The organism is Streptomyces abyssalis (genome assembly GCF_001751365.1).
Lineage (GTDB): Bacteria > Actinomycetota > Actinomycetes > Streptomycetales > Streptomycetaceae > Streptomyces > Streptomyces abyssalis.
On sequence record NZ_LJGT01000038.1, the window covers coordinates 1378830 to 1400254 of the forward strand.

The following is a 21425-nucleotide window of genomic DNA, read 5'->3' on the forward strand; positions in this document are numbered from 1 at the left end:
GGGCCTGTCCGGTCGACCGGAGGTGCTCAGGTCGAGGACGCCCCTGAGGCGCTGACGGCGCCCACGAAGGCGACCCAGCTCCCGGCGGGGAAGACGAGCGCGGGCCCGTCCGGCACCTTGCTGTCGCGTACGGGCATCACGCCGGGGAAGCCGTCGGCGACCTCGAGGCAGCTTCCGCCTTCCCCGTTGCTGTAAGACGACTTGCGCCAGGTTGCGGTGCTCAGGTCCTGTGCGGTGCTCATGGCGTCGTGTAGTCCTTCGCGGTCGACTCGATGAGTGTCAGGGACGCCTTCGGCGACATCGCGGCGGCCCTGACCAGATCGTATGACCTCTGATATCGGTCGACCAGCGGCGGTTCGTCGATTAGTTGCCCCGTGTGGGCCCCTTCTGAGTAGACCACCGGTGGTGCATCAGGGAAGCTCATGATGGAGGCCATACTGCTCAGAGAGGCGTCGGCTGCCGCCGCGAACGGCTGCACCTGGACCATGACCCGGCGCGTTCGCCCCAACTCGGCGACGCGCAGAAGCTGTTCGCGCATCACCTCAGCCCCGCCCATCGGCACCCGCAGCACGGTCTCGTGAATGACCGCCCACAACTCCGGCGTTGCTGGGTCGTCCAGCAACCGCTGACGGTCGAGGCGCGCCCGTACGTGATCCTCGATCTCCTCCTCCGGCGCGAAGGGCAAGGTCGCCCGCGTCAGCGCCCGCGCGTACGACTCGGTCTGCAGCAGTCCCGGCACCAGCATGGGCGCGTACTCGCTGATGGTGGTGGCGAGCTTCTCCAACTCGGCCGCGTCCGCGAAGTAGTCGGGGTGCTTGGAGCGGCGGGCGAGCCGGCACAGGCGCTGGATGTGCTGTCCGCTGCCCAGCACCTCGTCGAAGAGCTTGGACACGTCCGTCTGCGGACGCCGTACGGCCGACTCGAACTGCCCCACGTACGTGCCGGAACAGAAGACGCGCTCACCCAACTGCTCCTGCGACAGACCCGCTTGTTCGCGCAGACGGCGGAGTTCCGCACCGTAGAAGGCGCGTGGCGAGGTGTAGGGGTCGAGGTTCTTGGGCTGGGTCATGGCCGGGCGTCCCCCGTGTCGAGCAGATCGCTTGCTGGGTCGGTTTCCCTACTCAGCGTAGCCGTGACGGGTGACGCTATGAGTGCGAACCGTGACAACCGGCAACGAGTAGAGAGCAACCGGCGAAAGGCGATCACGTCCCATGCACTCCGTACACCCCGACTCCTTCGACGAACGCGCGGTCGAGGCCATCACCACATCCACCGAAGCCGTCGCCGGCCTCCAGGAGGCTCTGACGGAACTCGGCATCACCCTCCCCTCCCTCGGCATCGACCTGCTCTCGTGCAGCCGCCCGCTCGACCCCCGTCCACTGATCGAGCTGGGGCGCTGCAACCTGGAGACGGCCGCCGCGCTCACCGCCGCCCTCCGCCGGGTGCGGGCGAGTTGAGCCCTGGGACCGCCCCGCTGCCCGCCAACGGCACCGTCGTCATGGACGAGGCCTGCGGCCGGGTCGGCGAGGTCATGGACCGCGAGGGCGGCAGGCTGCAGCTGCGCCCCGTGCGCGGGGGCCGCGAATGGGACGCCGACCCCGCCCGCGTGCGTACGGCCACACCGGCCGAACGCCTCCACGCCACCCTCGCCGCGGTCAACGCAGCCAGCCGCTGGGAGACGACGTGAGCACGGCGGCGACCGGGGGCCGCATGACGGCCGTTACGTATGCGGCCGGTCCTCATGACGGCCGTTCGGCGTGACGGCGGCGGACCGGCCCGCGGTGTCACGGAAGGGCCGCGGGCCGGCCGCCGCCGGGTCCGGAGAACCGGGCGGCCCCCGGGAGTTGCCCGGGGGTCCGGCCCGGACGGAGGTCCGGACGGGACACCGGAACCCTCACTGAGGGTGCCGGTCGGGTTCGCTGGTCCACGCCTCGTGGATCCGGAGGCCGAGTTCGGGGTGGACCCGCCTGTTGTCCGAAGGCGATATTCGAGCTGCGTCCGAGTTGCACCGAATATCACATTTGCCTACGCTACCTGAAATGAGTGCCCACGCAAGCCGTGATTCAACGGCCGGGAGCGCCACTGTGACGACCTCACGGAAGATCCGTACAGGCCGAGTTGGCGAACATCAGCGCGGGCAGGAATGGGCCGATGGAGCCGCCCGCCGGTCCGACGGCTTCGAGGACGCCGGCTGACCGGCCGCGTCGTCCGGACGGAGCGAGGACATGATGAGCAGCAACCCGGACCGGGAACCCGAGGCGTCCGCGGCGTCCAGGCCCTCAACGCCGAACCTCGTCGGCACCGAGAAGGAAGTCGTCAGACGCGGCGAGCCGGGTTACGAGAGCGCACGCACGGAGGCCGTGTGGAACGGGCTCACACCGGACCGGTTCCCCGAGGTGATCGTGCGCGTGGCCGCCGAGCGGGACATCCCTCAAGTCCTCGACCGTGCACGCGAGGAGGGCCTGCGCGTCTCAGTGCGCTCCGGCGGGCACAACTGGTCCGGTTCGCAACTCCGTGACGGCGCACTGCTGCTCGACCTGTCCCGGCTCCAGCACTGCGCGATCGACGCCGGCTCGTCGACGGCCACAGTGGGCCCGGGCGTCACCGGCAGCACCTTCGCCGCCCAACTCTCCCGGCACGGGCTGGCGTTCCCCACCGGACACTGCCCGACCGTCGCCCTCGGCGGCTATCTGCTCAGCGGCGGGCTCGGCTGGAACTCCCGTGAGCTGGGCCCCGCTTGTCAGTACGTCGAGGAGATCGAGGCCGTCACCGCGGACGGCAGCACAGTCACATGCAGCGAGACCGAGAACGCCGACCTGTTCTGGGCGGCGCGCGGAGCGGGCCCCGGCTTCTTCGCCGTCGTCACCCGCTTCCGGCTGCGGCTGCTCCCGCACCCCGGCTCGATCATGACGGCGTCGTTCACCTTCGCGCTGAACGAGGCCGAGCAGGTGGGGGAGTGGGCGCTGCGTGCGGCGCGGGACTCGCCGCCGAGCGTCGAGACGAACCTCGTACTCACGGCATCCGGTCCCGCCAGGGGCTCTTCCGGCCCCGGCCCCAGGCTCAGGATCGAGTCGAGCGCCTTCGCGGCGACACCGGAAGCGGCGGGGGAAGCCCTCGCGCCGCTGGCCGGCTGCCCGTTCGCCGAACGCGCCCTCGACCTGCAGCCGGCCCAGCCGACGGCCTTCCGGTCCCTGTACGAGGGCGCGGGTTCGACATGGCCGCCCGAACACCGCTACGCCGTGGACACCCTGTGGTCCACGGAGACGTACGAGACCCAACTGGCCCGCAGCGCAAGGCTGATCGCCCGGTCGCCGTCCGAGCACTCGCTCGTGCTCATCCCCGTCGAGCCCGTCGCACCGGACCCGGACGGCCTGCGGGACATGGCCTTCTCGGCGCTGGGCGAGTCCTATGTCGCCCCGTTCGCCGTCTGGGCGGACCCGGCGGCGGACGAGACCAACACACGGTGGCTGCGGGAGGGCATGGACGAACTGGACCCGCACGGCACCGGCAGCCACTACATCGCCGAGACGGACCTGGAAGCCGGCGCTTCCCGTGCGCGCCGCTCCTTCGCGCCCGCCGACTGGGAACGGCTGCGGCAGGTGCGCGCGCGCTGGGACCCCTCGGGCCTCTTCCAGGACTACCTCACCCCCTGACGCGCCGTGGCGCCAGGGACGAACGGCCGCCGGTCCGTCTTTCGGTCACGTCCGAAACACGTGCGCCCCCGCGTCCGGACCCGGCAACCTCTGAAAAGGGCGCGGTGCTCCGGCGGTTGATCCGGGGGGAGGCCGGAGCACCGCGCCCGCCCGCGGTACGGCCGCAGGCTGCGGGCCCTGCCCTGACCAGACCTGCCCTGCCCTGTCCGTCCGGCCCCGCCTCCGGCTCCCGCGCCGCCGTCACGCCCTGCGGCTACGCTCGTAACTGCGGGGGAATTCGCCTCTGATGCCTGCCCCGGCTGCCGGGATTGGCGGTGGACGGCATGCCTGAGCTCCCCGATGTCGAAGGCTTCCGCAGAATCCTCGACTCCTGCGCGCGCAACCGGCCGATCCAGCGGATCGAGGTGCACGACACGGGCGTGCTGCACGGAGTGAGCGCCCCCCGCCTCCGCCGCGAGCTGGAGGGCCGCAGCTTCACCGAGCCCGCCCGCCACGGCAAGTGGCTCCTCGCCCGTACCGGCGGCCCCACCTTGATGCTGCACTTCGGCATGACCGGACAACTGGTGTGCGGCCACCCGGCAGATGAGGGGCACCCGCACGACCGCGTCGTCTTCACCCTCGGCCGCGACCGCCAGCTCCGCTACCGCGACCAGCGCAAGCTCAAGGGCCTCTGGCTCGCCGACGAGGCCGCACTCGCGCGCACCCTGGACGCCCAGGGCCCGGACGCCGCCGCCGTCGGCCGTACGGAATTCGACGCCCTGCTCCGGCACCGCCGCGGAGCCGTCAAGCCCGCCCTCACCGACCAGTCGCTGATCGCCGGAATCGGCAATCTGCTCGCCGACGAGATCCTCTGGCGCGCCCGCCTGCACCCCTCCCGCCGCGCCGACCGTCTCACCGACCGCGAACGCGCCCGCCTGTACGGGGACATGCGCTCAGTTCTCCGCTCCTCGGTACGCGCCGAATGCGTACCGCCCCGCGCCTCCTGGCTCACCGGCCACCGCGACGACCCGCACGGCACGTGCCCCCGCTGCGGTACGCCGCTGAGCCACGCCCGTACGGCCGGCCGAGGCACCGTGAGCTGCCCGCACTGCCAGCCCGGCCCCGGGTGACAGGACGCCCGCGCCACGGTCACCCGATATGCACATCTGTGCAGGTAGTGGGACTTTGCAGCCCCCCGGCTGGCCGAGTCGTCCAAGGTGTCCCAGACTGCCACGAGGGGATGAAAAGCGCCCATACGGATTGCCGGAGGGACATTTCATGAGTGGAAACAAGGCGGTCGCTTACATAGAACCCGGCGTCGTCGAGGTACAGACGATCGACTATCCCGATCTCGAACTCCACGACGGTCCCGGCGTCGACCCGCACAACGTCGGCCGCCAGTGCCGCCACGGTGTGATCGTCAAGGTCCTCGCGAGCAACATCTGCGGCAGCGACCAGCACATGGTCCGCGGCCGCACCACGGCACCCTCGGACCTCGTACTCGGTCACGAGATCACCGGCGAGGTGATCGAGAAGGGCCCCGACGTCGAATTCATCAACGAAGGCGACATCGTCTCCGTCCCCTTCAACATCGCCTGCGGACGCTGCCGCAACTGCAAGGAGCGCAAAACCGGCATCTGCCTCAACGTCAATCCCGCCCGTCCCGGATCCGCCTACGGATACGTCGACATGGGCGGCTGGGTCGGCGGCCAAGCCGAATACGTGATGGTGCCGTACGCGGACTTCAACCTGCTCCGCTTCCGCGACCGCGACCAGGCACGCGAGAAGCTTCTGGACCTGACGATGCTCTCCGACATCTTCCCCACCGGTTACCACGGCTGCGTCACCGCCGGCGTCGGCCCGGGCAGCACCGTCTACATCGCGGGCGCCGGCCCCGTCGGCCTCGCCGCGGCGGCCTCGGCCCAACTCCTGGGCGCCGCCGTCGTCATCGTCGGCGACCTCAACGAGCAGCGCCTCGCCCAGGCCCGCAGCTTCGGCTGCGAGACCGTCGATCTCACGCGCGGCTCACCGAAGGACCAGATCGAGCAGATCATCGGCGAACCCGAGGTGGACGCGGCGGTCGACGCCGTCGGCTTCGAGGCGAGGGGCCACGGCAAGGACGCCGACGAGGCTCCCGCCACCGTCCTCAACACGATCATGGATGTGGCCAGGGCGGGCGCGTCACTCGGCATCCCCGGCCTGTACGTCACGGAGGACCCCGGCGGCGTCGACAGCGACGCACAGACCGGCTCGCTCAAGATGCGTCTCGGTCTCGGGTGGGCCAAGAGCCACAGCTTCACCACGGGACAGTGCCCGGTGATGAAGTACCACCGCCAGCTGGCGATGGCGATCCTCCACGACCGCGTGCAGATCGCGAAGGCGGTCAACGCGCAGATCATCTCCCTGGAGGACGCCCCGCGCGGCTACGCCGAGTTCGACAAGGGCGCCAGCCGCAAGTACGTGCTCAACCCGCACGGCGCGCTGGACCGCTTCAAGAAGGCCGCCTGACGGGCCGTCACTCACGAGGGCTCACGAGGGCAGGTCGCCCGTCGGCCGGACATGAGGACGGGCAGCTCAGCAACCGGGTGTGGATCGGTTCCTGAGCTGCCCGACGGACGCTCTTGGTGCCTAGAGGCCGGGGATGACGCCGCCGTCGGACGCCTCTCCGCCGGTGGCGTCACCGGCGGTGTTCACGTTCCCGTCGTTGTCGATGCCGCAGATGTTCTGCTGGGCACGCGAGTCGGCGATGGAGATCAGGGGACCGGTGACGGTGACGAGGCCGCCAAGACTCGTCGACGAGGTGTCGCCGTTGCTCTGGTCGCAGTTGATCGTCACGGACCTCGGAGGCTGCTCCTCAGCGCCGCCGGCGGAGGCGACGCCGGCGCCGAGCATGCTGACGCCACCGACCATGGTTGCCACAAGAGCGGCTTTGCGAAGCTTGGGCATTTCATCTCCACTTCCATGAGGGCTTGACGCGATCAGTAATCGATCGCGCATACAGGCAGTGGGAAACCATATTCCTCAAATGGTGTATTTCGGTCTTGCAACACGCCGTTGGGTTCTGACGGCAGTTCGGGCCGACGTGCGTGGCTTCTCGACTTACCGTTGTGGCCCGCGACCGGTGCCGAACATGGATCAGGGACCGAGCCCGCAGGCTCGGTCCCTGAATCCGTACCGACGAGGTCGGTCAATCAGAGGAGGCCGGTGGCCGCTCCGCCGGTGGCTTCACCGGAGGTGTTCACGTTCTCCTCGACGCCGATGCCGCAGTTGTTCTGCTGGGCGCGGGAGTCGGCGTCGCCGCCACCGCCGGTGAGGGTGACCAGGCCGGGCAGGTCGACGTCGCCGTTCTCGATCTCGTCGCCGTTCGTCTGCTCGCAGGCGATGCTCGGGAGCTGCCGCGGGGGCTCCCAGCCGCCGGCGGAGGCGACGCCGGCACCGAGCATGCTGACGCTACCGACCATGGTTGCCACAAGAGCAGCTTCGCGAAGCTTGGGCATTTCATCTCCACTTCCATGAGGGCTTGACACGATCAGTAATCGATCGCATGAGGCAGTGACATACGTTATGCGTGAAATCGAGCTCTACATCTGCAACACGCCGTTATGCTCCGATTTGCCCCGCCTGAGTCCCAGTCCCCTGCTGTCGGTGGGGGTGACCGGAGACGGGACATGGGTCAGGGACCGAGCCCGGAGACTCGGTCCCTGATCCGTGCCGACGAGGTCGGGCCTTATTGGATGGGGCCGGTCGCGTCCGTGCCGGTGGCGTCGGGGGAGGTGTTCACGTTCCCCTCGACGTCGACGCCGCAGTTGTTCTGCCGTGCGCGGGTGTCGGCGTCTGTGCCGCCGGGGGTCAGTGTGACGAGGGCGGGGAGGTCGACGTCGCCCTCCTCGATGGTGTCGGCGTTGGCCTGGGCGCAGGCGATGCCCGCGGATTCCGGTTGGGCGGTGGCGACGCCGGCGCCGAGCATGCTGACGCTGCCGACCATGGCGGCCACTACGGCGGCTTCGCGAAGCTTGCGCATTTCATCTCCACTTTCGTGAGGGATTGGAAGCGACCAGCAGTTGATCGCCTGCAGCAGAAGCGGCAAACAGTATTGGCGCTATTGCCCTGTTTCACCTGTAACACGCCGTTTTATTCTGCTGCCTTGTCTGTTCTGCGACTGTTGGCAAACGGTCGGGCTGCCGCTCGGCCACTGTCGGCGATCCGGTGGGACATGGATCAGGGACCGAGCCCGGGGGCTCGGTCCCTGAATCCGTACCGACGAGGTCGGTCAATCAGAGGAGGCCCGACGCCTCTCCACCGGTGGCGTCGCCGGAGGTGTTCACGTTCCCCTCGATGCCGATGCCGCAGTTGTTCTGCTGGGCGCGGGAGTCGGCGTCACCGCCACCACCGGTGAGCGTGGTGAGCAGGGGGGCGTCGACGTTGCCGTTCTCGATTTCGTCGCCGTTCGTCTGCTCGCAGGCGATGGTCGGGAGCTCCGACCCGCCGGCGGAGGCGACGCCGGCACCGAGCATGCCAACGCTGCCGACCATGGCGGCCAGTACGGCAGCTTCGCGAAGCTTGCGCATTTCATCTCCACTTTCGTGAGGCTTGGACACGACCAGCAGCTGATCGCATGTAGCAGAGGCAAACAATATTGCCCACCTTGCGGCTTTTCACCTATAACACGCCGTTTTGCTCCGATTCGCGGCGTTGGCAACCGCTGGAACTGTGGCTCGGTCGGTCTGCGTGCTGATCGAGTGGGACATGGGTCAGGGACCGAGCCCGCGGGCTCGGTCCCTGAATCCGTACCGACGAGCTCGCTCCTAGAGCGCGTCGCCGGCGAGGCCGGTCGTTGCCCCACCGGTGGCGTCGCCGGAGGTGTTCACGTTCTCCTCGACGCCGATGCCGCAGTTGTTCTGCTGCGCGCGGGAGTCGGCGTCGCCGCCGCCGGGGGTGAGCGTGATCAGGCCGGGGAGGTCGACGTCGCCGTTCTCGATCTCGTCGCCGTTCGTCTGCTCGCAGGCGATGGTCGGGAGCTCCGACCCGCCGGCGGAGGCGATGCCGGCACCGAGCATGCTGACGCTGCCGACCATGGCGGCCAGTACGGCAGCTTCGCGAAGCTTGCGCATTTCATCTCCACTTTCGTGAGGGCTCGACACGATCAGTAGTCGATCGCATGTAGGCAGTCACAGACGGTATTGGCGCAAGTCGGCTGATCTCGCGTAACACGCCGTAAGGGGTTGATTCGGCATCGAATGGAACTAATCGACAATCGGCGGCGCCGGGGCTGTGGCCTCCCGTCGTCCGCCCCGGCAGATCCGGCGGGCCGGGTCTGGCTGTCACTCGGCGGACGGCGGCTCGTACGTCAGGTCGTGCATGGCGCACAGCTCTTGGAGGTTCTCCTCAAATACCGGTTCGAGATCGGAGTAGGCGAAGTCGAGCTGGTGGAGGATCTCCATGCAGAGCAGGCCGTACAGCTTGATCCAGCTCGACAGGAACAGGTGGAGTGCCTCGGGTGGGAGCGGGCTGTTCGTCCGGGCCGAGTAGTCGGTCATCTGCCGCTGGATCGAGGGCGGCAAGTCCTCGAAGTCCGGTACCGGGTAGGGGGCCCGTTCCCACAGGTCCACGAACTGGTCGAGGAAGACCTTCTCGAACTGCTGACCCGCTCTCAGTCGCGGGGACTCCTCGTCCTGTTTGGCAGCCGACAGCGCGGGGCTGGCGAACATCCAGCCGAACTCGCTGGGGTGGTCGATGGCCCAGGTGCGCATCGCGCGGCAGGTCGACAGGAGTCTTCTGCCGGGGTGTTCGGGAGGGCCGGCGTCCCGCGCCGCCAGCATCGTCGTCGTCAGCTCTTCGTAGAAGTCCGTGATGACCGCTTCGACCAGGGCGTCGTGGCTTGCGTAGTAGCGGTACACGGCAGGGCCGCTCATTCCCATCTCCCGGGCCACGGCGTTGACCGTCACCCCGCCGGGGCCGTGCTGGCGCAACAGCCGGCGGGCCGTGGTGCGGATCTCCTGCAGCGTGGCTTGCCGGCGCCTTTTCACCCAGGGGCTTGAGGCTTGCTGGCCCATCGGTCCGTCCTCGCATTCGTCGCCGTTGACAACGGTGATCAGTCTCCAGTGTTATATGTCGTAACGAAAGTTAGTACTCAACATTCCATGAGTCGGGCCTGGTGTCCTGATCACTGGAAGGAGCCTCACGTGCCAGGAAGTTCGGCCAAGCCGGCCCGGCGTGCGTCCCGCAATCCCCTGGAGCACTTCTTCGCCAAGCAGAGACTGAGCGGGGTGGTCACTGAGACGGGATCGGTCACGCCCACGATGAAGCGCGTCAAGATCGCCTGCGACGCACTCGCCGGGGTGCCGGTCCTGCCGGGCAGGCACGTGAGGATCGAGATCAACGACCCGCTGTCGCTCTACGGCATCCTGCGTCCGGGCGAGACGCTGCGCACGTACTCGGTCTGGGACCACTCGGAAGCCGGCGGTGAGTTCGAGATCCGGGCGCATCTCTACGACGGGGACGGCATCGGCCTCAGGTGGGCCCGCGATGTACAGGAAGGTGAACACCTCGCCTTCTGGGGGCCGTTGGGCGACTTCGAGCTTCAGCAGGACGCTTCCTACCACCTGTTCGTCGGCGAGGAGACCGCGGCTGCGGCCTTCGGCTCCATGATCAGAGCGCTCAAGCCCGACGCTCCGGTGTACGGGCTCCTGGAGAGCGAGACGGCGGACGACGAGGTCCCCTTGCCGGGGAATCACCCCATGACGCGCGTGCACCGGCGCGGTGCCTCGGCGGTCTCCTCGTCCACTCTCCTGAAAGCTCTGTCGGAGTTGGACCTTCCCGGCGAGCCCGGAGCGGCCTACGTCGCGGGTGAGGCACGCACGGGGCAGGCGGTCCGCAACCACCTCGTGAACGAGCGCTCATGGCCTCGTGCGCAGGTCAAGGTGAAGCCGTTCTGGACGCCCGGCAAGCGTGGGCTCCACCACTGAGTCCGCGACGGGCAGGGCGCTGTCTGCCTAGCTCGCTTCAGCCTCGTCTGCTCGATGCCGTCGAAGGCGAAGCTGGTGGCGACGTTGACGGCTGCGGCGGCCACGAGCAGGAGCCAGAGCAGTGCCTTCCTCCGGCAACGGCCTGAAGACCCAGGCGAGTTGATCCCGTACCTGTGCGAGCAGCGAGGACATGTCCGGCTCACTCACCCGAGGTGTTGACCATGCCGTTGCGGCACGGTGTGCGATGTCTCGCGACCACAGCCGCGAGACGGGTATTCGGAGACTGGACATGAAACGACAACGCAGTATCGGCCGGCGCTCGGCCCTGGCGCTCGTCCTCGGCCTCAGCCTTGGCGGCTCACTCCTCGCGGCGCCCGCCGTCGCGGACGGGCTGCGGGCGCCGCAGGTGAAGTGGGGCGCCTGTCCTGAGGATGTCGTGGCCGAAGCGGCTCCGATCGAGCTGCAGTGCGCCACCGTGTCCGTGCCGGTGGACTACGCGGACCCGGGGAGCGCCCGGATCGACCTCATGATCTCGCGGCTTGCCAGTACGAACCCGGAGAAGCGGCGCGGAACACTCATGCTCAATCCGGGCGGGCCAGGGGGGTCCGGACTGGCTCTGCCCGCGCTGCTGGCAACTCAGGGCCTTCCCGACGGCGTCCGCGACGGCTACGACCTGATCGGCATGGACACCCGCGGCATCGGGCGGTCGGGACGGATCGGGTGCGGGTTCACGCCGGAGGGCCCCTACACCGCCAACATTCCTCCCTATGCGGCCGACGACGCGGCGGTCACCGCACAGGCGAAGGTCGCCGAGCAGGTGGCCCAGCAGTGCGCGCGCAATGACCGCAAGGGATTGCTGCGCCACCTGACCACGGCGAACACCGCCCGCGACCTGGACCGTATCCGGGCCGCGCTCGGCGAGGAGAAGACCAGTTACCTGGGCTACTCCTACGGCACGGCGCTGGGCGCCGCCTACGCCTCGATGTTCCCCGAGCGCTCCGACCGGATCGTGCTCGACAGCAACGTCGGCGACACCCACCTCGACCCCGACGGCATGCGCCGCTACGCCCTCGGGATGGAGCAGTCGTTCCCCGACTTCGCGAAGTGGGCAGCCGCACGTCACGACAGCTACGGTCTGGGCCGCACGCCCGCACAGGTCCGCAGGAATTACCTGGCCTTCGCCAAGCGACTCGACAAGTCCCCGGTGGCGGGGTTCGACGGCAGTCTGTTCCGGACGTACACCTTCGCCAACCTGTTCAAGAAGAAGCAGTATCCGAAGCTGGCGCAGCAGTGGCAGGCACTGGCCGACGGCGACGGCACGGCGGTCCGGCGCCTGCTGCCGAAGAGCACCGCCCCAGCCGAGGTGCCGTCCTCGTTCGACAACTCCTTGTCCGTCTTTCTCGCCGTGACCTGCAACGACATCGAGTGGCCCGAGAAGGTCGGCACCTACCGGCGCGCCGTCGCCCAGGACCGCAAGCGCTACCCGCTGCTCGGCGCCGCCACCGCCAACATCACGCCCTGCGCCTACTGGCCGCACGCCCCGGCCGAGCCGCCCGTCGCGGTCAACGACGACGGGCCGCGGAACGTACTGCTCGTACAGAACCAGCGGGACGTGGCGACACCGCACCGCGGCGGGAAGATGCTGCGCCAGAAGTTCGCGGACCGGTCCCGCCTGCTCAGCGTCGACGACACCGGGCACGGCGCCTACGTTCTCGGCGACAACCCCTGCGCGCTGAACACCACGACGCGTTACCTCGTCGAGGGCAAGATGCCCGGGAAAGACAAGCTCTGCCGCGCAGGCTGATCTCCGGATCTCCGGATCCCGGTCCCCGCCGTTGAGACGGCGGATGCGACGGAGCACGACGAAGGCCCCGGCCGGCGTGCGGTCGGGGCCTGTCGTTGTGCCCGGTGAGGCACGGCGGAGGATACGAGATTCGAACTCGTGAGGGGTTGCCCCCAACACGCTTTCCAAGCGTGCGCCCTAGGCCACTAGGCGAATCCTCCGCGGCAAACACTACAAGACGCCGAGGAGTGCTTGCGAACTCGATCCCCGGTGCAGGCATCGGGTACTGTTGGGCGCAGCCCCTCACGTGGCGCTATCTCTCTGAACTCCCCCAGGGCCGGAAGGCAGCAAGGGTAGGAGGGCTCTGGCGGGTGCGTGGGGGGCGTTCGCGTTTCCGGGCTCAAGATCGTTGCGGGGTCCGCGAATCGGCCTCGTGTACGGGCGGGCGGAGCGCGGCGTGACTTGTCGGTCCGCACCGATATCGTCAGGGGTGTGTCGTCCCTCGCCCTGTACCGCCGGTATCGCCCCGAGACCTTTGCCGAGGTCATCGGGCAAGACCACGTGACCGATCCGCTGCAGCAGGCCCTGCGCAACAACCGTGTCAATCACGCCTATCTCTTCAGCGGCCCGCGCGGCTGCGGCAAGACGACCAGTGCGCGCATCCTCGCCCGCTGTCTCAACTGCGAGCAGGGGCCGACGCCTTCGCCGTGCGGTGAGTGCCGCTCGTGCCGTGACCTCGCGCGCAACGGGCCGGGCTCGATCGATGTGATCGAGATCGACGCGGCGTCGCACGGCGGCGTGGACGACGCACGGGAGTTGAGGGAGAAGGCCTTCTTCGGGCCGGCGTCGAGCCGTTACAAGATCTATATCGTCGACGAGGCGCACATGGTCACCTCGGCGGGCTTCAACGCCCTGCTCAAGGTGGTCGAAGAGCCGCCGGAGCACCTGAAGTTCATCTTCGCGACGACCGAGCCGGAGAAGGTCATCGGCACGATCCGCTCGCGTACGCACCACTATCCGTTCCGGCTGGTGCCGCCGGGGACGCTGCGTGATCACCTGGTCGAGGTGTGTGAGCAGGAAGCGATTCCCGTGGAGGAGTCCGTGCTTCCGCTGGCCGTACGGGCGGGTGCCGGGTCGGTGCGGGACGCGATGTCGGTCATGGACCAGCTGCTGGCGGGCTCCGGCGAGGACGGCGTGACGTACGCCATGGCCACGGCGCTGCTCGGCTACACCGACAGCGCGCTGCTGGACACCGTCGTCGAGGCCTTCGCCGCGGGGGACGGGGCGACGGCCTTCGAGATCGTCGACCGGGTCATCGAGGGCGGTCACGACCCGAGGCGCTTCGTGACGGATCTGCTGGAGCGGTTGCGCGATCTGGTGATCATTGCGGCCGTCCCGGATGCCGTGGACAAGGGGCTGATCGACGCACCGGCAGACGTGGTCGAGGGGATGCAGGCCCAGGCCCGTGCCTTCGGTGCCGCGGAGCTGAGCCGCGCGGCTGACGTCGTCAACGAGGGGCTGACGGAGATGCGCGGCGCGACGTCGCCGCGGCTGCAGCTGGAGTTGATCTGTGCCCGGGTGCTGCTGCCCGCGGCGTACGGGGACGAGCGTTCGGTGCAGGCGCGGCTGGACCGGCTGGAGCGGGGGGCGGCCTTCGCGGGCGGTGCCCCGGCGGGTGCGGCGGCGCAGCCTGCGGCGTCGGCGTCGGCGGCACAGGCGCCCGTCCCGGCCCCTGCGCCGGCTCAGCGTCCGGTGCCGGAGCCCGCATCCGAGGCTGCTCAGGCGGCCGGCACGGGTGACGGACCGGCGCCCTCGGCCGAGTTGCCGAGCGGTGGCGCGGGCGCTCCTGCCTCGGCACCGCCCACCGGCGGCGCGGGCCGGCGACCGGGCGCGTGGCCTACGGGAGCCGGAGCCGGGGCCGGGACCGGGGGCGACGACGCCGCAGTGGTGTCCGGCGCGCCGGCGGCCGCACCAGCGGTGCAGGAGGACCAGGAGGACCAGGAGGCTCAGGAGGAGCGGTCGTCAGGGCAGCAGGCCCGCCGGCCCGGCGCCTGGCCGGGCGGTGGCGGGGAGCGGAGCGCCCCGGCGGAGGCTGCCCCGGCCGGGCCCGCCGGTCCGGCGGAGCAGGCCCGTCCCGCCGGTACCCCCGGTCCTGCCGGTTCCGCCGAGTCCCCGCCGCCGCAGCACGCGGATGCGGATTCCGCTCCGGCACCGGCCGCGCAGGATCCGTCCCAGGGTGCGGCACAGGTGCGGCAGATGTGGCCGCAGATCCTGGACGCGGTGAAGAACCGCCGCCGCTTCACCTGGATCCTTCTGAGCCAGAACGCGCAGGTGATCGGCTTCGACGGCGCCACGCTCCAGCTCGGATTCTCCAACTCCGGCGCACGCGACAGCTTCGTGGGCGGCGGCAGCGAGGACGTACTGCTGCAGGCCCTGAACGACGCCCTGGGCGTCCAGTGGAAGGTCGAAGCGATCGTGGATCCGTCCGGTGGCGGCGGCACGGGCGTGAGAGGCGCGGCCGGACCGGGCGGCGGAGGTGCCTCCCCGGGCGCATCCGGCTTCGGGGGCGGCGGTGGCGGTGGCTTCGGCGCCGGGGCCGGCGGAGGTGCGGGCAACGGCCCTCCGGCTCCCTCCGGTTCCACGGCCTCCCCCGCGCAGTCCGCTTCCTTCCCGTCCGCACAGTCGGGGCCCGGCTCCTCACCAGGGCCGGGTACGGGCGGTGGCGGCCGGCCGCCCCAGGGTCAGGGCGCCCCGGGCGCCGCCGCCGGAGCACGCCAGGCGCTCGCCACGGCGCAGGCCGGGCCGGCGTCGGGCGGGGTGACGGCGCGGGTTCCGGGCCCCGCGGGTCCGCATGGCTCCGGTTCCGTATCGGGGGCCCCGGCGGCCGTCGCGTACGACGGTGCGCTGGAGGACGACATGCCTGCGGAGGACGATCCGGACCTCGACGAATCGGCCCTCTCGGGCTACGACTTGATCATGCGCGAGCTGGGGGCCACGGTGATCGAGGAGTTCGATCACGAATGAGCTGTCAGTGCCCGCTCCGGGCGGGCGGCGGGCAGGATGAGGACAGGTTCAGCGGGCTCCGCACAGAGCACGTAGGCTCATCTACGAGATGAAAAGTACGCGCACGGCACCTGCGTGGACACCTGACGCGGGCGTACGGCGCGGACTGCGCGAAGTGCATGCGCCGCACGCCCGCCGCGTACGGCGGGTGCAGCGCGCGGTGCGGACAAGACATCGTCGACGAGCCAGGAGCCAAGTCGTGATTCCCGGTGGTGGTGGGGGCCAGCCCGACATGCAGCAGCTGTTGCAGCAGGCCCAGAAGATGCAGCAGGACCTCGCCGCGGCGCAGCAGGAGCTGGCGGAGACAACCGTCGACGGCTCCTCGGGCGGCGGTCTGGTCAAGGCGACCGTGAACGGTTCGGGCGAGCTCCAGGGCCTCGTCATCGACCCCAAGGCGGTCGACCCGGAGGACACCGAGACGCTCGCCGATCTCGTACTGGCGGCAGTACGGGACGCGGTCGGGGGCGCCGAGGAACTCCAGCAGCAGAAGCTCGGCCCGCTCGCACAGGGCTTGGGCGGAGGCGGCGGCATGCCAGGACTTCCGTTCTGACCCCGCTGCCGCACCGGCGCCGCCGGGGCCGCTCACGTCGCTGACGCCGCCGGCACGGCTGTTGGAACGGCCGCGGGGTCCGGCCTCGTTCACGTCGTGAGTGCCGTTACGGCGGAGGCGCCCCGGAGGCCCCGGGCGGGCCTTGTCCGTACGGGCCTGACGTGCGGGCGTCAGGGGCAACTGCCGTTCCGCGGCGGCCGGGAGCGGCGTCGCGGAAGGAGCGGCACACAGCGGCACACAGCGGCACAGAGGGAAAGACCGGCGGCCGGGTCCGACGGCAGAGACGGGAGAATCCGTGTACGAAGGCGTGGTTCAGGACCTCATCGACGAACTCGGCAGGCTGCCGGGCGTCGGTCCCAAGAGCGCGCAGCGGATCGCCTTCCACGTCCTCCAGGCCGAGCCCGCCGACGTGCGCCGCCTCGCGCACGCGCTGACCGAGGTCAAGGAGAGGGTCCGGTTCTGCGCGGTGTGCGGCAACGTCGCGCAGGAGGAGAAGTGCCGCGTCTGCCTGGACACACGCCGTGACGGCACCGTCATCTGCGTGGTCGAGGAGCCCAAGGACGTCGTCGCGATCGAGCGGACGCGGGAGTTCCGCGGCCGCTACCACGTGCTCGGCGGCGCCATCAGCCCCATCGAGGGCGTAGGGCCGGGCGATCTGCGCATCCGCGAGCTGATGGCGCGCCTCGCGGACGGCGCCGTCACCGAGTTGATCCTTGCCACTGATCCCAATCTTGAAGGAGAGGCGACGGCCACGTACCTCGCGCGTATGGTCTCAAGCATGGGGCTGAAAGTGACGCGCCTGGCAAGCGGCCTCCCCGTAGGGGGAGACCTGGAGTACGCGGACGAGGTCACGCTGGGGCGGGCCTTCGAGGGAAGAAGGTTGCTCGATGTCTGAGGCCACACTGAATGCGATCAAGGACAATCCCGACGACTTCGCCGTCCAGATCTCCGACCAGGTCGAGAGCTTCATCGTGTCGGTGACCGAGGTGGCGAAGGGCGACGAACCGTCCAGCGCGATCCCGTATCTGCTGCTGGAGCTGTCCCAACTCCTTCTCGCAGGCGGGCGGTTGGGCGCCCACGAGGACTTCGTGCCGGTGGAGCGTTACGAGCCGGACATCGGTCCCGAGCCCGACGTGGACGAGATGCGGCTCAAGCTCGCCGCGCTGCTCGACCCGGTGGATGTCTACTCCGAGGTCTTCGACCCGTACGAGCCGCGCACCGCGCCCGTTGCCTGCCGCATCTCCGACGACCTCGCCGACGTGATCACCGACCTGCGGCACGGCATGGCGCACTACAACGAGGGCCGGGTCAGCGAGGCCCTGTGGTGGTGGCAGTTCTCATACCTGTCGAACTGGGGCCCCACGGCCTCCGCCGCCCTGCGCGCCCTGCAGTCCCTCGTGGCGCACGTGCGTCTCGACACCCCGCTCGACTCGCTCGACGGCCTGGACACGGACAGTCACGCCGACGATGACGACGACTCGCTGGAGAAGGAAGCGGGCGCCGTGATGGCGGCCGAGATCGGTGTGCCGCTGGGCATGCAGCCGGAGCGCGGCAGGCGCTGAACCGCCCGGCGCCGGCGCGTGCGATGAGTTCGCCCGCCGCGCGTGGTCCCCACTGGCAGGACCGGTGAAGCGGATGACGCGAGGAGGCTGCCGATCATGGACAAGCGGTTCACGGCCACGTTGCGCAAGGGCCCCGACGTGGGCGGCTGGACGTATGTCGTCTGGCCGGACTCCGTCGAGTACTTCGGTACCCGTGGCCTGGTGAAGGTCCGGGGCACCGTCGACGGGCATCCGTTCCGCAGTTCGTTCATGGCCCTCGGCGACGGCACGCACAAGCTGCCTGTGAGGTCCGAGGTGCGCAAGGCGATCGGCAAGGAGGCGGGGGAGACGGTGACCGTCCACCTCGAGGAGCGGGTGAGCGGCCACGACTGAGCCCGACCGCGCCGGCCGGGACCTCGCGCCGGGCCGGATTCCGCTCAACGCCCGCGATACTGGCTGGTTGTGACGTTGCGGTGAGTGATCGCGGATTTTACACTCCGTAATTGACCGGGCGACCGATCGACGGCGGAGGCGGGCTGATGGCTCGAGTGTGGGAGGCGGACCCGTCCGCGTTGTTCACGCGGAGGCTGGGCAAGTCGGCAGCGGAGCTGGGCACCACCCAGGGCAGAGACGGCTGCCCCGACATCTGGGAGCTGGACAACGGCGACGTCGCCGTCATCGGCAGGGATCTCACGGCTGACTATGCGTCGCGCCTCCCCGCCGACGCGTCGATCGCCGCCGATGAACGGCTCGTCGTCATCCCGGGCAGCACGCTCCGGGCGGCGAAGCCGGACATCGCCGATGAGTGACCACACTCCCCTCGCGCTCGACCGTTCCCGCGGGGACCGGCTCGGACTCGCCGAGTACAGGCATGACTTCCGGCAGCGGGACGAAGCGGTCACCGGCCGGCACTCCTGGAAGTTCGAGCGGCGCCAGCACTTCCAGGAGCAGTCCTCCCCGAGTTGGGAAGCGTTCCGGAGGGGCAAGTGGGAGGAGGCGCTCCGTCTGACGGGCGAAGGCCGAAAGCACTGGCAGAGCATCGCCCGTGAGGACGCGGAGCGGGGGAGCGTCTTCCACCGTGTGCGCGTCGTGGAAGAGCCTCTGACGCCGTACATGCAGTGGGAGTTGCACGCCTTACGGGTCCAGGGCGAGAGCGGATTGCCGGTGCGGGTGGTCGACGGCCGGGAGTTGAGGCGTTTGGAGAGCGCAGGGCCGCTGCCCGAAGTCGTCGTACTGGGCGGGGAAGTGCTCTACGAGGTCGTCTACACGGACGACGGATTTCTCGACGGGGGCGTCCGCCACACGGCCCCGGAATCGATCGCGAGCTGGGAGCGTTTCATCACGCGGCTGTACGAGGAGGGCGAGGAGATCGGCTCCTACTTCAGTCGTCGTGTGTCCCACTTGCCCGCCCCGATGACGAGCCAGGTAGCCGACCATCACTGACAGCAGCGCAGACGGACAGAACTCCGGCGGCACCCACTCGGACCTGTCGGGGTCTTCGCGTGACGTGGTGCAGGCGGGCCAGGTCAGCGGCGGCGTCCACTTCCACGGCCGGCACGGCGGTCCGGCGCCTCGCCACCATTCCCCACGCCAACTGCCCGGAGATCTGCGGCACTTCGTCAACCGCACCGCGGAGTTACAGAGCCTCGACGCCACACTGACCACCGGCGGGGACCCCTTCGTCCCGCCCGTGTGCGTGATCGCCGGCACGGCCGGTGCGGGCAAGACCGCGCTGGCCCTGCGCTGGGCGCATCAGGTCAAGGACCGCTTCCCCGACGGACATCTGTACGTCAATCTGCGCGGCTACGACCCGGGGGAACCGGTGACGGCGGAGGAGGTGCTGCCCCGCTTCCTCACCGCGCTCGGTGTCGCGGCGAACGCGGTCCCGTCCGATCCGGACAGCTCCGCAGCCCTGTACCGCACGCTGCTCGCCGACCGGCGGATGCTGGTCTTCCTCGACAACGCCGCGACGGTCGCTCAGGTGCGTCCGCTGTTACCCGGCAACGCCCACTGCCTCACCATCGTCACCAGCCGCAGCCGGCTCTCCCCGCTCGCCGTACGCGACGGCGCGGACCGGCTGACCCTGGGCACCCTGGACGAGCCGGAGGCCGTGGCTCTGCTCCGTACCGTCACAGCCGGCCACCGCGCCGACGACGACTCCGCCAAACTCGCCGAACTCGCCCGCCTGTGCGCCCACTTGCCGCTCGCGCTGCGTATAGCGGCCGAACGAGCGGCCACACACCCCCACATGAGCCTCGACGAGCTGATCACGGACCTGTGTGACGAGTCGGCGCTGTGGGACGCCCTCAGTACGGGGGACGAGGAGGGGGCGGAAGCCGTCAGCGCGGTCTTCGCATGGTCCTACCGGGCGCTCGCTCCGGAGGCCGCGCGGTTGTTCCGCTTACTGGGGCTGCATCCCGGGCCGGAGTTCGGGCTCGGCGCGGTGGCGGCCCTGGCCGGTGTGAGCGTACGCAGGGCGCGGCAGTTGCTCGACGCGCTGGTGGGGGCGCATCTGCTGGAGCAGACGGCGCCCGATCGCTTCGAGTTCCATGATCTGCTGCGTGCTTACGCCGGTGACCAGGCGCAGCGCGAGGAGCCGGACGGCGAGAGGTCGGCCGCGCTTCGGCGGGTGCTCGACTGGTATCTGCACACGGCCGATTCGGCGCAGGGCTGGATCAGGCCCGACGAGGCTCATCTGCCCTCCCAGCCGCTTTCCGAGGGCGTGACGCCGGTGTCATTCGCCGACTACGACCAGGCGGTGGACTGGGCGGAACGGGAGCACGCCAATTTCCTGCCCGCCGTACGGGCCGCCGCCAAGTCCGGACTCGACGTTCACGCCTGGCAGCTGGCGGCCGTGCTGTGGAACGCCGATGCACCATCCGCACTCACCACGGACTGGCTGCCCATCGGAGAGACCGGACTGGCCGCTGCCCGCCGGCTGGAGGACCGGCGGGCGCAGGCGATGCTGCTGGAGAGCTTCGGGTTCGGATACACCAACCTGGGCCGGCTGGCTGAGGCGTGCGAGTGCCATGAGAGGGCGCTCGGTATCCGTCGTGAATGCGGGGACCGCGAAGGCGAAGCGGATTCGCTGAACGCACTGGGCCTCGTCCATCTGCGCAGACGTGAACTGGGCCCGGCCGAGACACAGCTCGCAGAAGCCTCGGCTCTCTTCGGCGAACTCGGTGAGGAGCACTGGCAGTACGTGACGCGCGCCAATCTGGCGCTCGTCCGTTTCAGGGCGGGGGAGCTGACGCGGGCCGCGGAGGACATCGAGGAGGCTCTCGCGGCGCACCGCCGGATGAACAGGACGCCGAGCATCGGCAACGCCCTGTGGGTGCTGAGCGGAATCCGGCTCGACCGCGGCGAGGTCCGGGAGGCGTTCGACGCCGCCGAGGAGGCGGTGAAGCTGGCTCTGGATCTGCGCAACCATGTGGCGGAAGGATGCTGGTTGCTCGCGCTCGGCGACGCACAGCAGGCGCTGGGAGAGCACGGCGAGGCGCTCACCGCGTACAACCGTTCGGCGTCGCTCCACCGGCGGCTCGGGGACCGCAGCCGCGAGGCGCTGGCCTGGCACGGGGCGGGTGAGACGTACCGCCGGCAGGGCCGCGCGCACGAGGCCGTCGCCTTCCACCGCAGGGCCGCGGCGGCACACCGCGAACTCGGTGACGCCTGGGGTGAAGCCGTCGCCCTCGACGGACTCGCGTGCGCCGTGCATGAGCAGGACCAGGAGGCGTCCCGGGAGCACTGGGCCGAGTGCCTGCGTCTCCTCGACCGCTACGACGACGCGCGTGCGCGGCGGATGAGGGAAGGTGTGCAGGCGCGGATCGGCGGAGGTCCGGACGGTGCTGCGGGGTTCTCCGCGGGGGCCGGTACGCCGCGGTGACGGGCCGC

Annotated in this window: 23 protein-coding genes, 1 tRNA gene and 1 other RNA gene; 16 read left to right on the top strand and 9 right to left on the bottom strand. The window is 69.9% G+C overall.

Annotated elements, in window-relative coordinates; translation table 11 throughout:
• Nucleotides 1-26: 26 nt before the first annotated feature.
• Both AN215_RS13310 and AN215_RS13315 read right to left on the bottom strand, forming a co-directional pair.
• Complete coding sequence (locus AN215_RS13310; RefSeq protein WP_070009304.1) at nt 27-242, bottom strand: DUF397 domain-containing protein; 216 nt, start codon at nt 240-242, stop codon at nt 27-29.
• A complete protein-coding gene (locus AN215_RS13315) occupies nt 239-1069 on the bottom strand; it encodes a helix-turn-helix domain-containing protein (protein ID WP_070009305.1) in 831 nt (276 codons plus the stop codon). Before AN215_RS13315 ends, AN215_RS13310 begins: the two co-directional genes overlap by 4 nt.
• Before the next feature lie 142 nt (nt 1070-1211).
• Between AN215_RS13315 and AN215_RS13320 the strand changes: the two genes are divergently transcribed.
• The 5 genes from AN215_RS13320 (at nt 1212) to fdhA (ending at nt 6140) form a co-directional block, all read left to right on the top strand.
• The gene (locus AN215_RS13320) at nt 1212-1457 is read left to right on the top strand and encodes a hypothetical protein (protein ID WP_070009306.1); all 246 of its coding nucleotides are present in this window, start codon (nt 1212-1214) and stop codon (nt 1455-1457) included.
• Nucleotides 1454-1687, top strand: coding sequence for a hypothetical protein (locus AN215_RS13325; RefSeq protein WP_420856092.1), 234 nt, complete (start codon nt 1454-1456; stop codon nt 1685-1687). The genes AN215_RS13320 and AN215_RS13325 overlap by 4 nt, the downstream gene beginning before the upstream one ends.
• A gap of 541 nt (nt 1688-2228) precedes the next feature.
• Nucleotides 2229-3653: an FAD-binding oxidoreductase gene (locus AN215_RS13330; protein ID WP_079123022.1), complete on the top strand. Its 1425-nt coding sequence runs from the start codon at nt 2229-2231 to the stop codon at nt 3651-3653.
• Nucleotides 3654-3976: 323 nt separating this feature from the next.
• Nucleotides 3977-4762: an Fpg/Nei family DNA glycosylase gene (locus AN215_RS13335; RefSeq protein WP_070009557.1), complete on the top strand. Its 786-nt coding sequence runs from the start codon at nt 3977-3979 to the stop codon at nt 4760-4762.
• A gap of 148 nt (nt 4763-4910) precedes the next feature.
• The gene (fdhA, locus tag AN215_RS13340; RefSeq protein WP_070009307.1) at nt 4911-6140 is read left to right on the top strand and encodes a formaldehyde dehydrogenase, glutathione-independent; all 1230 of its coding nucleotides are present in this window, start codon (nt 4911-4913) and stop codon (nt 6138-6140) included.
• Nucleotides 6141-6260: 120 nt separating this feature from the next.
• Here the strand turns inward: fdhA and AN215_RS13345 are convergent, their stop codons facing one another.
• The 6 genes from AN215_RS13345 to AN215_RS13370 all read right to left on the bottom strand — a co-directional run bounded on the left by AN215_RS13345 (nt 6261) and on the right by AN215_RS13370 (nt 9685).
• Nucleotides 6261-6578, bottom strand: a complete 318-nt coding sequence (locus tag AN215_RS13345) for a hypothetical protein (protein WP_139140731.1) — start codon at nt 6576-6578, stop codon at nt 6261-6263.
• Nucleotides 6579-6823: 245 nt separating this feature from the next.
• Entirely contained in the window at nt 6824-7093 is a 270-nt protein-coding gene (locus AN215_RS13350) for a hypothetical protein (protein ID WP_070031160.1), read from the bottom strand.
• Between the two features lie 266 nt (nt 7094-7359).
• Nucleotides 7360-7653 (bottom strand): hypothetical protein, encoded by a 294-nt coding sequence (locus AN215_RS13355; RefSeq protein WP_070009310.1) that lies wholly within the window; start codon nt 7651-7653, stop codon nt 7360-7362.
• 253 nt (nt 7654-7906) lie between these two features.
• Nucleotides 7907-8200 (bottom strand): hypothetical protein, encoded by a 294-nt coding sequence (locus tag AN215_RS13360; RefSeq protein WP_070009311.1) that lies wholly within the window; start codon nt 8198-8200, stop codon nt 7907-7909.
• A 237-nt stretch (nt 8201-8437) separates the two neighbouring features.
• Nucleotides 8438-8743 (bottom strand): hypothetical protein, encoded by a 306-nt coding sequence (locus AN215_RS13365; protein WP_070009312.1) that lies wholly within the window; start codon nt 8741-8743, stop codon nt 8438-8440.
• A 210-nt stretch (nt 8744-8953) separates the two neighbouring features.
• Nucleotides 8954-9685, bottom strand: coding sequence for a TetR/AcrR family transcriptional regulator (locus AN215_RS13370; protein ID WP_070009313.1), 732 nt, complete (start codon nt 9683-9685; stop codon nt 8954-8956).
• A 129-nt stretch (nt 9686-9814) separates the two neighbouring features.
• Here AN215_RS13370 and AN215_RS13375 point away from each other — a divergent pair, with 129 nt between their 5' ends.
• Nucleotides 9815-10597 (top strand): siderophore-interacting protein, encoded by a 783-nt coding sequence (locus tag AN215_RS13375; RefSeq protein ID WP_216093797.1) that lies wholly within the window; start codon nt 9815-9817, stop codon nt 10595-10597.
• A gap of 289 nt (nt 10598-10886) precedes the next feature.
• The gene (locus AN215_RS13380; RefSeq protein WP_070009314.1) at nt 10887-12401 is read left to right on the top strand and encodes an alpha/beta hydrolase; all 1515 of its coding nucleotides are present in this window, start codon (nt 10887-10889) and stop codon (nt 12399-12401) included.
• Between the two features lie 115 nt (nt 12402-12516).
• On the opposite strand, the gene AN215_RS13385 is transcribed toward AN215_RS13380, so the two are convergent.
• Nucleotides 12517-12601 (bottom strand) — tRNA-Ser (locus tag AN215_RS13385).
• A 73-nt stretch (nt 12602-12674) separates the two neighbouring features.
• Here AN215_RS13385 and ffs point away from each other — a divergent pair.
• The 9 genes from ffs (at nt 12675) to AN215_RS13430 (ending at nt 21417) form a co-directional block, all read left to right on the top strand.
• Nucleotides 12675-12773, top strand: an RNA gene (gene ffs / locus AN215_RS13390) — signal recognition particle sRNA small type.
• 99 nt (nt 12774-12872) lie between these two features.
• A complete protein-coding gene (locus tag AN215_RS13395; protein ID WP_070031180.1) occupies nt 12873-15404 on the top strand; it encodes a DNA polymerase III subunit gamma and tau in 2532 nt (843 codons plus the stop codon).
• 238 nt (nt 15405-15642) lie between these two features.
• Nucleotides 15643-15993, top strand: coding sequence for a YbaB/EbfC family nucleoid-associated protein (locus AN215_RS13400; RefSeq protein WP_079122948.1), 351 nt, complete (start codon nt 15643-15645; stop codon nt 15991-15993).
• Nucleotides 15994-16288: 295 nt separating this feature from the next.
• Nucleotides 16289-16888, top strand: coding sequence for a recombination mediator RecR (recR, locus tag AN215_RS13405; RefSeq protein ID WP_070009316.1), 600 nt, complete (start codon nt 16289-16291; stop codon nt 16886-16888).
• Nucleotides 16881-17555: a DUF5063 domain-containing protein gene (locus AN215_RS13410; RefSeq protein ID WP_070009317.1), complete on the top strand. Its 675-nt coding sequence runs from the start codon at nt 16881-16883 to the stop codon at nt 17553-17555. Before recR ends, AN215_RS13410 begins: the two co-directional genes overlap by 8 nt.
• Before the next feature lie 96 nt (nt 17556-17651).
• A complete protein-coding gene (locus tag AN215_RS13415) occupies nt 17652-17927 on the top strand; it encodes a DUF1905 domain-containing protein (RefSeq protein ID WP_070009318.1) in 276 nt (91 codons plus the stop codon).
• A gap of 146 nt (nt 17928-18073) precedes the next feature.
• Nucleotides 18074-18343, top strand: coding sequence for a hypothetical protein (locus AN215_RS13420; RefSeq protein WP_070009319.1), 270 nt, complete (start codon nt 18074-18076; stop codon nt 18341-18343).
• Nucleotides 18336-18977, top strand: a complete 642-nt coding sequence (locus AN215_RS13425) for a DUF6879 family protein (protein WP_070009320.1) — start codon at nt 18336-18338, stop codon at nt 18975-18977. Before AN215_RS13420 ends, AN215_RS13425 begins: the two co-directional genes overlap by 8 nt.
• A gap of 64 nt (nt 18978-19041) precedes the next feature.
• Nucleotides 19042-21417, top strand: coding sequence for an ATP-binding protein (locus tag AN215_RS13430; RefSeq protein WP_070009321.1), 2376 nt, complete (start codon nt 19042-19044; stop codon nt 21415-21417).
• The last annotated feature ends 8 nt before the right edge of the window (nt 21418-21425 follow it).

Bases quoted from the DNA above. Each gene is read 5' to 3' on its own strand.
- AN215_RS13330 (WP_079123022.1), top strand. From the start codon at position 2,229: ATGAGCAGCAACCCGGACCGGGAACCCGAGGCGTCCGCGGCGTCCAGG.
- AN215_RS13370 (WP_070009313.1), bottom strand. From the start codon at position 9,685: ATGGGCCAGCAAGCCTCAAGCCCCTGGGTGAAAAGGCGCCGGCAAGCC.
- AN215_RS13420 (WP_070009319.1), top strand. From the start codon at position 18,074: ATGGCTCGAGTGTGGGAGGCGGACCCGTCCGCGTTGTTCACGCGGAGG.
- AN215_RS13350 (WP_070031160.1), bottom strand. From the start codon at position 7,093: ATGGTCGGTAGCGTCAGCATGCTCGGTGCCGGCGTCGCCTCCGCCGGC.
- AN215_RS13315 (WP_070009305.1), bottom strand. From the start codon at position 1,069: ATGACCCAGCCCAAGAACCTCGACCCCTACACCTCGCCACGCGCCTTC.
- AN215_RS13425 (WP_070009320.1), top strand. From the start codon at position 18,336: ATGAGTGACCACACTCCCCTCGCGCTCGACCGTTCCCGCGGGGACCGG.
- AN215_RS13320 (WP_070009306.1), top strand. From the start codon at position 1,212: ATGCACTCCGTACACCCCGACTCCTTCGACGAACGCGCGGTCGAGGCC.
- fdhA (WP_070009307.1), top strand. From the start codon at position 4,911: ATGAGTGGAAACAAGGCGGTCGCTTACATAGAACCCGGCGTCGTCGAG.
- AN215_RS13365 (WP_070009312.1), bottom strand. From the start codon at position 8,743: ATGCGCAAGCTTCGCGAAGCTGCCGTACTGGCCGCCATGGTCGGCAGC.
- AN215_RS13415 (WP_070009318.1), top strand. From the start codon at position 17,652: ATGGACAAGCGGTTCACGGCCACGTTGCGCAAGGGCCCCGACGTGGGC.
- AN215_RS13345 (WP_139140731.1), bottom strand. From the start codon at position 6,578: ATGCCCAAGCTTCGCAAAGCCGCTCTTGTGGCAACCATGGTCGGTGGC.
- AN215_RS13355 (WP_070009310.1), bottom strand. From the start codon at position 7,653: ATGCGCAAGCTTCGCGAAGCCGCCGTAGTGGCCGCCATGGTCGGCAGC.
- AN215_RS13410 (WP_070009317.1), top strand. From the start codon at position 16,881: ATGTCTGAGGCCACACTGAATGCGATCAAGGACAATCCCGACGACTTC.
- AN215_RS13310 (WP_070009304.1), bottom strand. From the start codon at position 242: ATGAGCACCGCACAGGACCTGAGCACCGCAACCTGGCGCAAGTCGTCT.
- AN215_RS13380 (WP_070009314.1), top strand. From the start codon at position 10,887: ATGAAACGACAACGCAGTATCGGCCGGCGCTCGGCCCTGGCGCTCGTC.
- AN215_RS13360 (WP_070009311.1), bottom strand. From the start codon at position 8,200: ATGCGCAAGCTTCGCGAAGCTGCCGTACTGGCCGCCATGGTCGGCAGC.
- AN215_RS13335 (WP_070009557.1), top strand. From the start codon at position 3,977: ATGCCTGAGCTCCCCGATGTCGAAGGCTTCCGCAGAATCCTCGACTCC.